Consider the following 16,191-nt stretch of genomic DNA (forward strand, 5'->3'; position numbering starts at 1 on the left):
CGGTATGGGCGTAGGCCGGGGTCAGCGGCACGCCGCGGCGCTGGGCGTCGAAGTCGGCGCGGAAGGGCTGGGCTTCCTTGCCATCCTGGAAGGCTTTGAGATCGGCCGGCAGGTTGTTGCGCGCGCTCAGGCTCTGGCGGGTGACCACGAACTCGCGCTGTTCGCTGCTGTCGCCGTCGTGGGCCGGGTGGTCGTCCAGGCGGAACCACTGGCCGGCGGCCAGGCCGCGCACCGAACCGCCGCCGCTGAATTGCTTGGCCTTGAGGTCATGCGCTTGCTGGCGCAGCTGGGCGTAGTGGCTGAGCTGATCGGCGTCGCCGGCGTAGTACAGCGATTGCGGGTCGTAGTCGTGCAAGGACGATTGCAAGGCCTTGCCGTTCTGGCCCTGGTCGATGCGGCTGTCGTCGCCGCTGTGCTGGGTCTGCACCGGCTGGTAATCGAAGCTGGCCAAGGCCACCGCGGCGGGGACGATCTGGCGCTGCGCGTTCCACTCGGTCAGGCCGTCTTCGGCTTCGGTGGCGTCGCTGCGGTGGAAGCGCACTCGTTCCACGCTGGCCGGCGGCAGGCTGTAGGGGTCGTCGAAGGCGACCAGTTGCACCTGGGGCGTGTCGCCATCGACATGATCGAAACGCCAGGCATAACCTTCTTCGTGCAGCAGCCGCACGATGAAGTCGTAATCGGATTCGCGGTATTGCAGGCAGTAGCTGCGCGGCGACGCCGGGCCGGTCTTGAACGCCAGCGTCTGCACCCGCGCGAACACCGGGTTGGCTTGCTGATGCTCGGCCAGGATCTGTTTGACGATGTCCGGCACCGACAGGTCCTGGAACACCCGCGAGCTGACGCGATGGCGCAGCAGCGCGAACGGCGGTTCGATGGTCAGCTGGTAGCGGCTGAAGCCGCCGTCCGAGCCCAGGCTTTCCACCTTGGACACCACGCCGCAGCGCAGGCTCTCCGCGCCGACGGCATCGAGAATGCCGAGGCGAGCCGGCAGGCCGAGCAGGGTCTTGAGTTCGATCGCGCCGTCCGGAGATAAACACACCAACTGGTAGGCGTAAGGCCGGGACACGCCTTCCTCGCCGGCCAGGCTCAGCGGCAGCAGTTGCTCGGCCGCCACGCTGCCGTCGCCCAGGCTGAGGGTGAGCAGGCGCTGGTCTTGATTGAAGGCGGAGGCGAAGCTGGCGAGCAGGGTGTTGAGATCCATGGGCTTAAGGTTCGTTGAGCGATGGTTTTATCGGGGCGAACACAGGCTGCATGCGGGTTTCGCGCCGCTGGCAGCTGCTGGTTTCAGCAGCTGTTGATAGTTTTTGTTAAAAAGCGAGCTTATTCTATGTGTTTTTGCTGGCCGGCACAAAGGCTTTGATGCCAAAGGGATTTTGTTTTAATCGAAACCAGTTGGATAGGCCGGCGCCGGCTGAGCCGGATCAAGGCGGGCCGGTTTCGGGTTTGCCGCGGACGGCCGTGGGTGCGACAATCTGGCGCTGACATGGTTCACGCACTGTTCTACAATGCCAACCGTATGTTTTTGACCCTGCCCGCGGGCAGGTTTTTTTATTGGGAGACGTCTGAGCCATGACTTGGCAGGATTTCAAGACGCAATACCTGGTGCGCTTCTGGGCGCCGGTGCCGGCGGTGATCGCCGCCGGGGTGTTGTCCGCTTATTATTTTGGCATTACCGGCACTTTCTGGGCGGTGACCGGGGAGTTCACGCGCTGGGGCGGTCACGCCTTGCAGCTGTTTGGCTTTCATCCGGAAACCTGGGGCTATTTCAAGGTGATCCACCTGGAAGGCACGCCGCTGGACCGGGTGGACGGCATGATGATCATAGGCATGTTCGCCGGCTGCCTGTCCGCGGCCTTGTGGGCCAATAACGTCAAGCTGCGCATGCCGCATCATCGCGTCCGCATCGTGCAGGCGGTACTGGGCGGTTTGATCGCCGGCTTTGGCGCGCGTCTGGCGATGGGCTGCAATCTGGCGGCCTTCTTCACCGGCATTCCGCAGTTTTCCCTGCATGCCTGGCTATTTGCGCTGGCGACGGCGGCCGGTTCCTGGTTTGGCGCGCGCGTGACCATGCTGCCGGTGTTCCGCATTCCGGTGAAGCTGCAGAAGGTGAGCGCGCCGCAGCCCTTGCAGCAGCGCGAGGACCAGGCGCGGCGTCGTTTCCGCCTGGGCATGCTGATTTTCGTCGCCTTCACGCTGTGGGCGCTGGCCCGCACCTTCTCCATGCCCAAGCTGGGGCTGGCGGCCTTGTTCGGCCTGGCTTTCGGTCTGATCATCGAGCGCGCGCAGGTGTGCTTCACCTCGGCCTTCCGCGATCTGTGGCTGACCGGCCGCACTCAGATGGCCAAGGCCATCATCGCCGGCATGGCGGTGAGCGTGATTGGCGTGTACAGCTATGTGCAGCTGGGCGTGCCGCCCAAGATTCTGTGGGCCGGCCCGAATGCGGTGATAGGCGGGGTCTTGTTCGGCTTCGGCATCGTGCTGGCCGGCGGCTGCGAAACCGGCTGGATGTATCGCGCGGTGGAGGGCCAGGTGCATTACTGGTGGGTGGGGCTGGGCAATATCGTCGGCGCCACCTTGCTGGCGGCGTGGTGGGACGATATCGCGCCGGCGGTGGCTACCGATTACGCCAAGGTCAATCTGCTGGCGGTGTTTGGCCCGCAAGGCGGCCTGGTGCTCACTTACGCGATGTTGGCGCTGGCGATGCTGGCGGTGATGTGGTGGGAAAAACGCTTTTTCGCCAATAAGGCGCGGACGGCTAGATTCAGCAAGGAGGCGGCATGAGCAAGCAGAGTTACACTCCCAATTACCGTTTGGACATGATGGGCGAGCCTTGCCCGTATCCGGCGGTGGCCACGCTGGAGGCGATGCCGCAGCTGCAGCCGGGCGAAATCCTGGAGGTGGTGACCGATTGCCCGCAGTCGATCAACAACATCCCGCTGGACGCCAAGAACCATGGCTACACGGTGCTGGAAATCCAGCAGGACGGCCCAACGATACGCTATCTGATCCAGCGTTGAGCCGGTGTAAATAGTGCCATTCCGCCGCTGAGGCGGAACCCGGCGGCCTGTCGTTCACTCACTCATCAAGTGTGTGGCGGCAGGCCGTTGTCGTATGCGGCCGGCCATGGTTTCCCTTATTGAATAAAGGTGTTGCCATGTATTCATTCAGCCGCGGCGTAGCCCGCTTGGCTCTTGTCTGTGTTCCCATCGCGCCGGCGCTGGCCGGCACCGGTTCCGCCCATCTCAACTATCCCAATGTGTCCGCCGACATCCTGATGATGACGGTGAGGGTGTTGAACACCCATCAGCACACTTATTACGAGACCCTGGGCTGGAACGGCGGCCGCGATGCCGGCGGCTATACCGGCATTCAGAGCCATAACAACGGCGCGCCGGCCTATATCTTTTCAATCTGGGACCCGGTGTCGGTGCATGGCGTGCCGATACGCGCGGTGTACGCCAAGCCCGGCGCCAAGGTGGAGCGCTTTGGCGGCGAGGGCGAGGGGTTGAAGTATTTCGATTTGCAGACCAAGTGGACGCTGGGCCAGCCGGTAACGTCCCTGGTGCGCAATTGGCAGCAAAATGGTCACACTTACTTTGGCATGTGGACGCGGGACGCGGCCACGCGGATTTGGACCCATCACGCCACTTTCGATTTCCCGGTGGCCAATATCGACTTCGCCGCCCAATCCGCCAACAGCTTCATCGAGAACTGGAGCGGCCAGGCCAAGGAGGTGACCCGCAGCGCCGAGTATTACGATGTCTGGGCGCGCGGCGCTCAGGGCTGGCAGGCGATCAACCGCGCCACGCCCACCGTCACGGAACTGACGCCGGCCCAGGCCAAGCAACACGCGGTGTCCGCGCAGGGACGCTTTGTGATGCAACAGGGCGCGCCGCTGGCCGGTTTCCAATCGCCGTTGATTTCCACTGCCCGGCGTCCGGCGGCGCCGGAGGTGGATCCGGCCAAGATCGATCAGCTGAGCGCCGCTTACGACGCCGCCGCGCGCGCGGTGACGGTGAACTGGCAAACCAGCCCCTATGGCGCGCCGCAGTTCAAATACCAGCTCAGCGTCAGCGACGCGGCCAGCGGCAAGATCCTGGCGCAGGGCGGCGAAATCGCCGGCGAGCGCCGCGCGGCCAGCTTGAAGCTACCGGCGGGAACGCCGACGCCGGCCAAGCTGCAAGTGAATCTGACCGTGACCGATGTACTGGACCGCAGCGACGCGCGTGCCGGCAAGCTGATAGACAGCAGCGCCGTCGGGCCGCAGGTGGGCAAGTCTTATCGGCTGCAGTCCCTGAGCAGCGGGCTGTGGCTGACGGTCAAGGACAATAGCGCGTCCGCCGGCGCGGCCGTCGTTCAGCAGGCCGCCGCCGGGCAAAACCAGCTGTGGCAACTGACCGCCAGCGGCGACGGCTATCAATTGATCGCCGCGCATTCCCGGCAGTGTCTGGACGTGGAGGGCGGCGCCAAGCAGGACGGCGGCAAGCTGATTCAGTGGCCGTGCAGCGGGCAGGCCAATCAGCGCTTCGGCTTGAAGGCGGACGGGGCCGGGTACAGCCTGGTGGGCGCGCAGGCCGGCAAATGCCTGGACGTGGCCAATGCCTCGTCCCAGGCCGGCCAGCAACTGATTCAATGGAGCTGCCACGGCGGCGCGAATCAGCGCTGGCGCTTGCTGGCGGCGGAGTGAGCGCATGCCCCGCGCCTTGGGCGCGGGGCGCCGGCCTAGAACGTGTTTCCGATCTTGCGAGCTAAGGTGAGACAAGGCGAAAACAGCTGAGAAAGCAGAGTGTGCACACGGTACATGAGCATTTCGAAGTTGTACTCGCCGGGCCAAGTCTCACGACGCATAGCCGATCGTAAACAGGTTCTTAGCGCTCGCAATGGCTGAGGAAGTCGCGGGTGGCGGTGGCGCCGGCTTGGAATAGCCGCTGATAGTTGTCGTCGCCGGGGCTGATGTCAAATTCAGTAGCGCTGATGTCGCCGGTTTTTATGCTGATGCTGCGCGCCTGATCCCGCGGCGAATACTGATAGTTCAGGTTTTGCGCTTGCCAGGCGCTCTGGGCGATGTTCTGGATGTGCTGGATCAGGTTGGCGTCCGGTGACGGCTTGCCCAGCGGCGCGTCGAAACGGGCGCCGAAGGTTTTCTCCTCCTCCTTATCTTCTCCCTGCTTGGGCTTTGCTGGGTACTTGTCGTCGAAGAAGTTGATCGGGTAGTTCCAGATGGTGCCGCCGTCGACGAATACGCCGGCTGGCTGGCCGGGGTAGCTGAAGTTCTGCGCTTCGAAGAAGAAGGGGATGGACATGGAGATGCGCACCGCCTCGGCCACTTCCACGTCCGGCGTCAGCTCGGCGGAGAATATTCTGGCCTGATGGGCGTTGGCGTCGCAGCCTATCACGTGGAGCTGGCGGAAGGGCTGGTCGTTTTTGTGCAGCGCCGGCTTGGCGAAGTCGGCGAAAGTGTATTTCTTGTCCGGCCGTCCGTCCTTGAACTGGCTGGCGACCACGCCTTTCAGCCAGTGGTAGAAGTAGTCGCTGGAATACCAGCCTTTCTTGTTGAACAGGCGCAGCAGGCAGATGAAGTCTTCGAGCGAGATGTTTTTGGCGTGAGGCTCCAGGGCCTGCTGGGCTTGGAAGGCCTTGTGCGCGGCCTGCAGTTGCGGCGTGGCCGGATCAGCCACTTTTTGCGGAATCTTGCTGTAGTCCAGGGAGTCGGACAGTTCCTGGGTCTTGGCCGCGCTGAGGCGGAAACTGATCAGCATGGAGGATATGGCGCCGGCGGAGGCGCCGACCACGCGCTGGATTTGCGCCAGCGCGCCGGCCCGCTCCAGTTCCTCCAGCATGCCCAGGTAGGCGATGCCCCAGACGCCGCCGCCGGACAGCGCCAGGTTTTCGAATGAATATTTCATATGCCGCTCCTTGTCGTTGAAATGGGAATGACTCGCCATTTATGTGTACGGCATGGAGCGGCGTTTGCGGCTACTAGTTGACGCGGGCGCTTGGTTTGCCGGCCTTTCGGACAGGTGTGGCCACCGCGCCGCGCACTTCGAAACGGATTTTCTCCACCACCAGGCCCTTGGCGTCGCGCAGTTCCAGCGCGTGGCGGCCAGGCCAGGGGAACCAGGGCAGGCTGGCGCCTACGCCCAGGCGCTTGCCGTTCAGCCACCATTGCGGGCGGGCCACGCCGCGCGCGCGCAATAACAGGCGCTGATTGGCCGGCGGAATGTCCGGGTCCAGCGCGTAGACGCTGCCATCCACGGGGGCGGCGATGCCCGGCGTCTGGCTGGCGGCGCTGCCGCGCTCCGGCACGATCAGCGCGCGCTCGGTGCCGGCCAGGAACCATTCGCGGCGGCTGGCTTCCACATCCCCTTCATAGCGCACGGTCTGGCTCACCACGCCGGGCGGCGGGGAAGGCGGCAGGGAGGCCGGCGCGCCTTGCTGGGCGCGGTCCAGCACCGCCTGCCACACCGGCGCCGCGCCGTGCATGCCGGACACGTCCCACATCGGTTCGCCGGCGGCGTTGCCCACCCATACCGCCACCGTGCGCTGGCGCGAGAAGCCCACCGCCCAGTTGTCGCGCATGTCCTTGCTGGTGCCGGTCTTGACCGCGCTCCAGTAACGGGTGGACAGCGCGCTTTCCAGGCCGAAGGTGCGCGCGCGCGCGGTGCGGTCGGACAGGATGTCGGCGATGATGAAGCTGCTGGCGGCGTCCAGCTGCCGCTGCGGCTTGGGCTTGGGGTCCGCCAGCGTCCAGCGGGTCGGGCTGGCCAGGCCTTGATTGGCCAGGGTGCGGTAGGCGTTGGCCAGCTCCAGCAGGCGGATGTCGGCGGCGCCCAGCGCCAGGCTGAAGCCGTAGTAGTCGCCGTCCTGCTGCAGGCTGCTCAGGCCCAGCCGGTACAGGCGGTCGCGCAGCGCGTTGGGGCCCACCATTTCAATGGCGCGCACCGCCGGCACATTGAGGGAGGAGGCCAGCGCGGTGCGCGCCGACACCAGGCCCTTGAAGTCCTTGGCGTAGTTTTGCGGCGCGTACAAGCCGGCGCCGGTTTGCAGGCTTAGCGGGCTGTCATCCAGCAGGGAGGCGGCGCTCAGGTAGCGCCGCTCCAGCGCCAGCTGATAGAGGAAGGGTTTGAGGGTGGAGCCGGCCTGGCGCAGCGAGGTGACGCCGTCCACTTCGGCGGCGTTGGACAGGCCGCGGCCGCTGGAGCCCACCCAGGCCAGGATGTCGCCGCTGGCGTTGTCCAACACCACCAGCGCGCCGTCCTGCACATTGCGCTGCGCCAGCGCGGCCAGGTGGCGGCGCAGCACCGAGGCGGCATAGCGCTGCAGACCCAGGTCCAGCGTGGAAGCGATGCGGCTGCCGGCCGTCAACGGCTGGCGCTGCAGCAGCTTTTGGGCGAAGTGGGGCGCGTCCTGCTCCGCCAGCGGATTGGCGGCGCGGCTCTGCGCCAGTGCCTGGCGGGTGCGCACCGCCAGCGCCGCGCAATTGGGCTGGCGACGCATGTCCTGCAGAATGCGGCAGGCGCGGACGGCCACTTTGTCCGGCGCGGCGTTGGGCGCGCGGATCAGCGCCACCGCGATGGCGGATTCTTCCAGATTGAGGCCGGCCGGCAGTTTGCCGAACAAGGTGGCGGACAAGGCGGACAGGCCCACCAGCTCGCCGCGGAAGCCGACCAGATTGAGGTAGGCCTCCAGGATCTGCGCCTTGCTCCAGTGGGTTTCCAGCCAGGCGGCGGACCAGCCCTGGCCCATTTTCTGCCACAGGCTGCGGCCATTGCGGCCCACTTTGAGATCGTTATCCAGCAGGCCGGCCAGTTGCATGGTCAGCGTGGACGCGCCGCGGGTGCGGGTGTTCCACAGATTGCCCCAGGCCGCGGCGGCCACGCCGGACCAGTCCACGCCGCTGTGCTGATAGAAACGCCGGTCTTCCGACACCACCAGCGCGTGGCGGAAGGCGGGCGAGGTATCGGCCAGCCCGACCCAGTCCAGCCGCCGGCCTTGCTTGTCCACTCGCAGCCGCTGTAGCGGCTGGCCGTTGCGGTCCAGCACCACCACATCCGACGGCCGCCATTCCGCCTTGACCTGCTGAAAACTGGGCTGGGCCAGCGCCGGCACGGCGGCGGCGCTCAACGCCAGCGCCGCCAGCCACTTCCGGGGACCTCGAAAAACCGTCGCGAGCGGTTCGAGAGCAAGGCGCACCGCGCACAGCGACCGAGATAGTACAAGTCGTACAGCGAGGGAGCGAGCACGGAGCAACGCGGCTATTGGACCGCGTAGCAGGTTTTTCGAGGTCCCTTTCCATCGTCTGTTATTTTCCATCAACTACCTTGAACACCGGGTTGGGCGACATGCCGAACACGTCCGGCGCGTACAGCGCTTCCACTCGCGTCGGCGGCAGCTTGAAGGCGCCGGAGTTGTTCAGGCGCATGGTGTAGCTGGCTTTCAGGCCGCCGCGCGGCACGTAGCCGTAGTAGGCGCGGTAGCCGGAGAAGCGGCGCTCCACGTAATCGGCGGGGTCGCCGTCGTTGTCGGCCTTGGTGTTGATCGCGGAATCCCGGCCCAGGCCGGAACCCAGGATGGTGGCGCCGGCCGGGATCGGGTCGTTGACCACTACCCAGGTCATATCGCTTTGCGCCTGGATTTCCAGCGTGACCTTGACCACGTCGCCGGGCTGGTACTGGCCGCTGGTTTTCTGGCTGACCGGGCTCAGCGTTTTCTTGATGCTGTAGCCGGCGTAGCGCGGCGCCTTGAGCGCGATGGCGGCTTCGGCCTGGATGGTGGCCCACGGCGCGCCGCCGCCGGCGTGCTTGAGCTGCAGGCTGCCGCCGCCGGCGGGCCAGGGTAGCAGGCCCAGCGCCTTGACGCCTTCCTGCGGCCAGCCCAGGTTCAGCTTGGCGCCGCCCAGCGCGGCGCTGGTCTGGCCGCTGACCGGCGTGGTTTCGAACTGACGCGAGAATTGCGCGACGGCCAGGCTGCCCCACAGATTGGAGGTGGTGGTGCCCCAATGGCCTTTTTGCTGGCGCCCCAGCAGGCCGGTGAGCAGGCGCGGCATGTCCGCCTGCCAGCCCGGCAGCTTGCGCACCGTCAGCAGCAGCTTGGCGGCGTTGACGTCGGCGCTGCCCATCAGCCACCAGGTGTTGTCGCTGGCCTCGGTGCTGAAGCCCATGCGCGTGCCCTGGTAGGTGAGACGCGCGCGCAGCAGGTTTTCCGCCTCGCTCAGCCGCGCGGCGCGCTGCGGGATGTCGGTGGCGCGGTTCAGCAGCGCCAGCCAGTCCACCAGCATGGCGGTGCTCATCTTCTGCGGGTTGAGGTCCAGCACGTCCAGCATGGCCGGGCGGAAGCGGCCATAGCGCGCCAGCGCTTCCATCGCGCTCAGGCGGCGGGCGTCTGCGTCCTGGCGGCCCAGCGGCAGATCGCGCTTGATCCGGCCCTCGACGAAGGCGGACAGGCCGTCCAGCAGCCGCGCGCGCTGGGCTTCGGGGATGGCGACGCCGGCTTCGTGGGCGGCGGCCAGCAGATAGCCGCTGAGGATGTCGCTGCCGCGATCCGGCGCGCCTTCGGCCAGCGGGAAGTAGGCGGCGAGGCCGCTGCCGTCCAGATACAGCGGCAGCTCGCTCATCAATTGATCCCAGCGCTTGGCGTCGGCCAGGCCCAGCGCCACCGAGCTGCGCTGTTCCAGGCAGACATAGGGGTAGTCCTGGAACCAGCGGCGCACGCCGGGCAGTTCATTGCCCAGCTTGGCCTGCAGGCTGACGCGGACACCGCCGCGGCCGGGCAGGGCGCCCGGCGGCAAGGCGACGGGGATGCTCAGCTCCGGCGCCACGCGTTGCAGCGTGGCCTGCTCCACGGTGATGGGCACCGCCGGCTCGATTTCCTGGCGCAGCGCCAGCTTGTCGGCGGCCTTGCCGTCCACTTGCTGGGCGCTGAAGCTCCATTTCAGCTCCTTGACGTCGTTGGGCACCGTCACCGGCCAGCTCAACAGCCGCGCTTCGCCCACCGGCAGGCTGATTTCCTGCGGCGGCAAGGCCGGCAGGCCGGGCGCGCCGGCCTGGACCTTGACCTTGAGCGGCTTGTCGCCGCCGTTGCGCACGGTGACGCCGGCGCTGAACTGGTCGCCTTCGCGCGCCAGCGGCGGGATGCCGGAGCTCAGTTGCAGGTCCTGGGTGACGTTGAAGCCGGCTTCGCCGGTGCCGAACAAATCATTGCCCGCGTCGGCCACCGCCACCAGGCGGAAGCGGGTCAGCGCGTCGTTGATGGGCACTTTGACGTGGGCGCTGCCGTTGGCGTCCAGCACCACGCGCGGCTGCCACAGCAGCAGGGTGTCCAGCAGTTCGCGAGTGGGCGCCTTGCCGCCGCCGCCGCCCGGCGGCAGCGATTTGCGGCCGTAATGGCGCTTGCCCACCACTTCCAGTTGGGCGGTGGCGGTTTCCACGCCGTAGCTGTGGCGCTGGTACATCGCCTGCATCAGTTCCCAGCTGCGGTTGGGCTGCAGTTCCAGCAGCGCCTCGTCCACGGCGGCGAAGGCCACTTCGGTGCCGGCCGGCGCCGGCTTGCCGCCGGGCAGCTTGACTTGGATGCTCACGTCGGCGGTTTCGCGTATGCCGTAGCTCTTGCGCGCCGGGCTCACCGTCACGTCCAGCCGCTTGGCGGCGTCGCCCACCTGGATTTCGGCGATGCCGTATTTGAAGGCCGGCCGCGACAGGTCCACCATGCTGGTGGGCGGGGTGTAATCGCCGCCTTCGTTCCAGTAGGCGTCCCACCATTCGCTCGGGGTTTTCCAGCCCCAGGTGAAGAAGGAGTACCACGGCACTTCGCGCACGCGGCCGCGCACCGCCAGCACCGAGACGTAGACGTTAGGGGTCCAGCCCGGCTCGATCTTGAGCTCGATCACTGGGTTCTTGCCTTCCAGTTCCACCACTCGGGTTTCGATCACGCCTTCGCGCTCTATCGCCAGCCAGGCGGTGGCTTTGCGGAAGGGCATGCGTACCTGGAAGCGGGCGGTTTCGCCGGGGGCGTAGCTGATTTTTTCCGGCAGGATGTCGATGCGGTCGTTGTTGTCCACGTCGAACCACAGCTCGTCGTGCTTGCTGACCCACACCGATTGCGCGCTTTGCGCCAGGTTGCCGTTGTCGTCGCTGGCTTCGGCGATCAACTCCATGTCGCCGGCGTCCTTGAGATTGATTTCGCAGAACATCAGGCCGCGGCCGTCGGTGCCGCCGCTGCACACCTTGCCCTTGTCGTCGGTTTCCTCATTGTGGTCCCAGGCGTAGAAACCGCCCACCAGCCGCTTGCGGCTGGACAGGTAGCGGTGTTCGCGCAGGCTGATCTTGACGTTCTTGCCGGCCAGCGGCTTGCCGGCGGTGTCCAGCACCACGGCCTTGAGCTGCAGCGCGCGGCCGGCGGTGATCCAGCTGTCCACGCTGATGCCCACTTGCAGGCCGGCCGGCCACAGCGGAATGCGGCGGGTCAGGGTTTGCACTTCGCCATTGGGGTCGCGGTAGGCGGCCTCGGTGACCAGATCGTAGCGGCGGTCCAGCTTGGGCAGCTTGTCCAGCGTGGTCTTACCGTTGCCATTGGCGTCCAGTTGCAGCGCGGACTTGTCCAGCAGCACCTTGCCATCGAGCGAGGACTCGGCCTGCTCGCGCTGGCGCTGCGGCGGGGAGAAGCTGTAATCCTCATAACCCTTGATGCGCTGGTAGGCATCGGCCAGCATGGCGCTGACTTCCACCGGCCAGCTCTTGGCCGGGCCGCCGTTGCCCCAGGACAGGGACACATTGAGCGGCAGCTGCTTGGGCGCGATGCCGGCGTTCTTCACCGTGGAGATGCGGCCGCTCATGGTGGGCAGGCGGAATTCCTCCACCCGGAAACCGCCGCTGTGCAGCGAATAGCCGTCCAGCTCCGGGCTGGAGGGCTTGTCCTTGTCGTCCGGCCCGCGCGCGCCCTTGCGTTCCAGGTAGAGGGTGTATTCGCCCAGCTTGGCTTCCTTGGGCAGCGCGTAGCTGCTCTCCGCGTAGCGGCCGTTGCGCCAGCTCAGTGGCAGGTTGATTTCGTCGCCGCTGCCGTCGTGGACGATGCGCAATTGCTGCGGCAACTGGCCGGGCTTGAGCTGCGCCAGGCCGCGGCTGACCTGGGTGCGCAGCAGATGCTTCATCGACACGGTTTCGCCGGCGCGGAACAAGGCGCGGTCCAGAATGGTGTGGGCCAGGATGTTGGGGCTGTCGCTCCACTGGGTGGGGAAGGGGAAGCGCCAGGATTCTATGCCGCGGTTCCAGCTGGAACGCACGAAGGACACGTCGTCGTTGCCCTTGGCGTCCTTGGCGGCGGCGGTGATGAACAGGCCGGACAGTTCTTCGTTATCGCAGTTGCCGGCCGGCAGCACGGATTTGACCGCGGCCACGCCCTTGGCGTCGGTCTTGCCGGACCACAGCGCATTGCCCTTGCAATCGTAGATGTTGACGCGGGCGGCCGGCACCGGCTTGCCCTTGTCCAGCGTGGTCACCCACACCGCGGCGTTTTCCTTGGAGCTCTTGAAGTGCACCGCCATATTGGTGACCAGCGCGGCGGTGCGCACATACATCGGCTTATTGCTGGCCAGCAACGATTTGCCCAGCAGCCGCGACGACACTTCCACCACGTAGAGGCCGGGCTTGGGCAGCGGGATGCCCACCACTTCGAACGGCCATTTGCCCTGCTTGTCCGGCTGGCTGGGCAGCTTCAGCGGCTGGGCGGCTTTCTCCTTGGCCAGCAGCGACAGGCGGCGGCTTTCTATGGTCTTGTCCTTGCCCGCGGGCAGGTAGCTCTCGTGATAGCGCAGCACCTTGGCCAGCCAGGCCATCATGTCCTGGTCCTTGTTCAGCCGCAGCGCCTGGCCGCCCAATTGCACCGATTTGATGTTGAGATCGCCTTCCACCCCGCGCAGGGTGATGGGCAGCGCCGCGTCCGCGCCGGACTCTATGATGCCGAACGGCGCGGCGGCGAATTTGGCCAGCGGCGGATAGTCGGCCAGCTTGATGGCCAGTGGGAAGCGCTCGGCGTTGACCAGCGGCCGGCCCACCTCGTCGCCAAAGTCCTTGGGCAGTTTCAGCGTCAACGTTTCCAAGGGCGGGAACGGCGGCGCGAAGCTGATGCTGTCCACCGGCTCGCCCTTGCTACGGGCCTCTGGCTGCGGCGCGCGTTCGGCGCCGGCGCCGCTCAGGCGCACCGCCATCGCCAGTTTCTCCGGCACCGGCGAGCTGAAGTTGAGGGTAATGGGCTTGAACGGGATGCAAGCGCCTTTGGCGTTCTCGCGCAGGCAGCTCATGCTGGCGCTGAACGGCGGCCGCACTTGGTAGCTGAGCCGGTCCGGCGTGGCCGCGCCGCGCTGGTGCACCAGGGTGAGCTTGCTGTCCGGCGCCAGGCGCTGACCGCAGCGCAGCGTCAGCACCTTGGCGGCTTGCGATTCCAATTTCAGATGCTTGAGCAGCGCCGCGCGCTCGCCGGCCGGCAAGGGCTGGACCGGTATGCGTTCCGGCAAGCTGGAGGATTGGCAATACAAGGACGAGGCCGGCACGCCGACGCCGTTGAATTGCAGCACGAAGGCCTGGTCTTCCTCGATGCGGCCGTTGCGCGGCCAGCGTTCCACCACTACCGGCGCGCCGGTATAGAAACGAAAGCTCAGGCCGGCGCCCACCGCCTTGCCCTGCAGGTCCTTGAGGCCGGGCTTGGGCGTGAAGCGGCAATCGGTATTGGCGGCCGGGGTTTCCGACACGTCCAGCACCCAGCTCTTGTCGTCCACCCAATGGCCCTTGGCCTTCAGGCCGCAGCTCCAGGCGAACGGCGCCGGCGCGGCGCTATTGCCCAGCGGAATCATGCTGCTGTTGAAAGTGGCGCGCACCTGCTGCACTTCTTTGACTTCACCCTGGGGGCTGAAGGTGGTGACGCCGGCGGCCAGGCTGGCGGCGCTGGCGACGCCGAGCAGGACGGACGCGAGACGGGATGGCAAGGACATGGACAAGGCTCCGGAAAATACCATTGCGATTATACGCGGCTGACCGGATATTGCGCGGGGAATGGCCGCAATCTTTGTTTGCCACTTTGGGGAGAGTATTAAGATTCGAACATGGATTTGTTGTTTTTTTACCATTCCAATGTGATTTTTCTAGGTGAATTACAGATTCACGTCATGCGAAGAGAAAGGGGTTTGGCCGAGCGCGAATCCATCGCCAACGGAATCCCAGCCATGTTTTTGTTTGCGCTCCAGCCTTGGCCGAGGCAGGTCCCACCGGGCTCGCTGGCTGAATGGGCATAATGGTCTAGAGCAAAAATTCCTAATCAAAACAACAGTTTTTTTGTGTGTTTATGTGAAGATTAACAATTCGCAACTACGTAGTTATACGGATTGGGAGCGGGCTCCATTGTCATAAAATCGCGGATTTTCAAGAAAACGCTATTTTTGTATGGGGCATTTGAAAGTATCGGCCTGGGTTTGCCGTGAGCCGGCCGGCCAGGTCGCGGCTGCGTTTTTGGCGCTGGGTTTTGCCGTGCCGGCATCGGCGCTGCCGGCGGCCACGCCGTCTCCCGATCAGCAATTGATCTTGCAGCAGGAGCGCGAGCGGGCCTTGCAAGAGCAAGTGCAGCCGGCGGCGCCCGATGTGCGCCTGCCGCGCCAGGCCGATGCGCTGGCGGACTACCCCGTTGGCGAGGCCCCATGCTTCGCCATCCGCGAGCTCAGGCTGGAGGGCGAACTGGCTGAGCGTTTCCATTGGGCGCTGGAGGCGGCCAACGCCGCCGGCCGCTGCCTGGGCGTCCAGGGGGTGAACCTGGCGATGAAGCGGGTGCAGAACGCCTTGATCGCCCAGGGCTATGTCACCACCCGGGTGTTGATCAAGCCACAGGACCTGAAGCCGGGCGTGCTGACGCTGACGCTGATCCCCGGCCGCATTCATGCGATCCGCTTCGCCGATCCGGCGTCGTGGCGCGCGCGCTGGTTCAACGCGCTGCCGGCGCGGCCGGGCGATGTGCTCAACTTGCGCGATATCGAACAGGCGCTGGAAAACTTCAAACGGGTGCCGACGGCGGACGCCGACATCCAGATCGAACCAGCCGGCGCCGATGGCGAAAGCGACTTGGTGATCGCCTGGAAAGAGACCTTGCCCATCCGCCTGTCCTTGAGCCTGGACGATGGCGGCAGCGACGCCACCGGCCGCTACCAGGGCAGCGCCACCTTGTCGCTGGACAATTTGCTCACCGTCAACGACCTGTTCTATTACAGCCAGGGCAAGGATTTGTTCCAGCATGACCCGCTGGGCTCCAAAAGCCGTTCGCTGCATTACTCGCTGCCCCTGGGCTACTGGCAGCTGGGTCTCACGCTCAACGATTACCGCTATCACCAGACCATAGCCGGCGCCAATGAGAAATACCTGTACCGCGGCGACAGCGAAAACAGCCAGCTCAGCCTGTCGCGAGTGGTGTATCGCAGCCAGGCGCACAAGACCACGCTGAGCCTGCGTGCCTACCAGCGCAAATCGCGCAACTTCGTCGAAGACACGGAAATCCGCCTGCAGCATCGGCAGACCGCCGGCTGGGAGCTGGGGCTTAGCCAGCGTTCTTATCTGGGCGACGCCACCTTGGACGCCGGCCTCAACTGGCGGCGCGGCAGCGGCATGTTGGGCGCCTTGAACGCGCCGGAAGAGGAAACGGGCAACGGCGGTTCCCGGCCCAGCATCGTATCCGCGGAGCTGAGCTATACCCAGCCGCTGCAAATCGGCGCGCAGAAACTGCGGCTCAACAGCCAATGGCGCGGCCAGTGGAGCAAGGGCGCGCTGGTGCCGCAGGACCGTTTCTCGATTGGCGGCCGCTACACCGTGCGCGGCTTCGACGGCGACTTGAGCCTGTCCAGCGAGCGTGGCTGGCTGTGGCGCAACGAACTGTCCTGGGCGATGGGCCCCAGCGGGCAGGAGCTGTATCTGGGCCTGGACCTGGGGCGCGTCAGCGGCGCCGCCAGCAGCCAGCTGATAGGCCGGCAACTGGCCGGCGGCGCCGTCGGCATGCGCGGCAGCCTGTTCAAGCGCCTGTCCTACGACATGTTCACCGGCTGGCCGATCCAGAAACCCGCCGGCTTCCACACTGGCGCCGCCTCGGGCTTCAGCCTGAACCTGCAATTTTGATCTTTGAATTCGGGGCCGGCGGCAAGACGCCGCACAGAGGGTCCCGCCCTTA

General features: G+C 65.9%; 8 protein-coding genes. 4 read left to right on the forward strand and 4 right to left on the reverse strand.

Going from position 1 to position 16,191, the window contains the following annotated elements; translation table 11 throughout:
• Positions 1-1,201, reverse strand: a 1,201-nt coding sequence (locus ACE3QM_RS00005; protein ID WP_374419260.1) for a type VI secretion system Vgr family protein, incomplete at its 3' end; no start/stop codon positions are given.
• Positions 1,202-1,569: 368 nt separating this feature from the next.
• Between ACE3QM_RS00005 and yedE the strand changes: the two genes are divergently transcribed.
• From yedE to ACE3QM_RS00020, 3 genes are all read left to right on the forward strand, one after another.
• Positions 1,570-2,781 (forward strand): selenium metabolism membrane protein YedE/FdhT, encoded by a 1,212-nt coding sequence (gene yedE / locus ACE3QM_RS00010; protein ID WP_374419262.1) that lies wholly within the window; start codon positions 1,570-1,572, stop codon positions 2,779-2,781.
• Complete coding sequence (gene yedF, locus ACE3QM_RS00015) at positions 2,778-3,017, forward strand: sulfurtransferase-like selenium metabolism protein YedF (RefSeq protein ID WP_019100738.1); 240 nt, start codon at positions 2,778-2,780, stop codon at positions 3,015-3,017. Before yedE ends, yedF begins: the two co-directional genes overlap by 4 nt.
• A gap of 137 nt (positions 3,018-3,154) precedes the next feature.
• Positions 3,155-4,687: a DUF3472 domain-containing protein gene (locus ACE3QM_RS00020; protein WP_374419265.1), complete on the forward strand. Its 1,533-nt coding sequence runs from the start codon at positions 3,155-3,157 to the stop codon at positions 4,685-4,687.
• A gap of 181 nt (positions 4,688-4,868) precedes the next feature.
• On the opposite strand, the gene ACE3QM_RS00025 is transcribed toward ACE3QM_RS00020, so the two are convergent.
• The 3 genes from ACE3QM_RS00025 to ACE3QM_RS00035 all read right to left on the reverse strand — a co-directional run bounded on the left by ACE3QM_RS00025 (position 4,869) and on the right by ACE3QM_RS00035 (position 13,981).
• The gene (locus ACE3QM_RS00025) at positions 4,869-5,906 is read right to left on the reverse strand and encodes a patatin-like phospholipase family protein (RefSeq protein ID WP_374419267.1); all 1,038 of its coding nucleotides are present in this window, start codon (positions 5,904-5,906) and stop codon (positions 4,869-4,871) included.
• Positions 5,907-5,979: 73 nt separating this feature from the next.
• Entirely contained in the window at positions 5,980-8,124 is a 2,145-nt protein-coding gene (gene pbpC / locus ACE3QM_RS00030; RefSeq protein ID WP_374419269.1) for a penicillin-binding protein 1C, read from the reverse strand.
• Positions 8,125-8,302: 178 nt separating this feature from the next.
• Positions 8,303-13,981 (reverse strand): alpha-2-macroglobulin, encoded by a 5,679-nt coding sequence (locus ACE3QM_RS00035; RefSeq protein ID WP_374419271.1) that lies wholly within the window; start codon positions 13,979-13,981, stop codon positions 8,303-8,305.
• A gap of 448 nt (positions 13,982-14,429) precedes the next feature.
• Here ACE3QM_RS00035 and ACE3QM_RS00040 point away from each other — a divergent pair, with 448 nt between their 5' ends.
• Positions 14,430-16,139, forward strand: coding sequence for a ShlB/FhaC/HecB family hemolysin secretion/activation protein (locus ACE3QM_RS00040; RefSeq protein ID WP_374419272.1), 1,710 nt, complete (start codon positions 14,430-14,432; stop codon positions 16,137-16,139).
• Positions 16,140-16,191 lie beyond the last annotated feature (52 nt).

The sequence above is a fragment of the Chromobacterium sp. genome (assembly GCF_041912965.1).
GTDB classification, from domain to species: Bacteria; Pseudomonadota; Gammaproteobacteria; order Burkholderiales; family Chromobacteriaceae; genus Chromobacterium; species Chromobacterium aquaticum.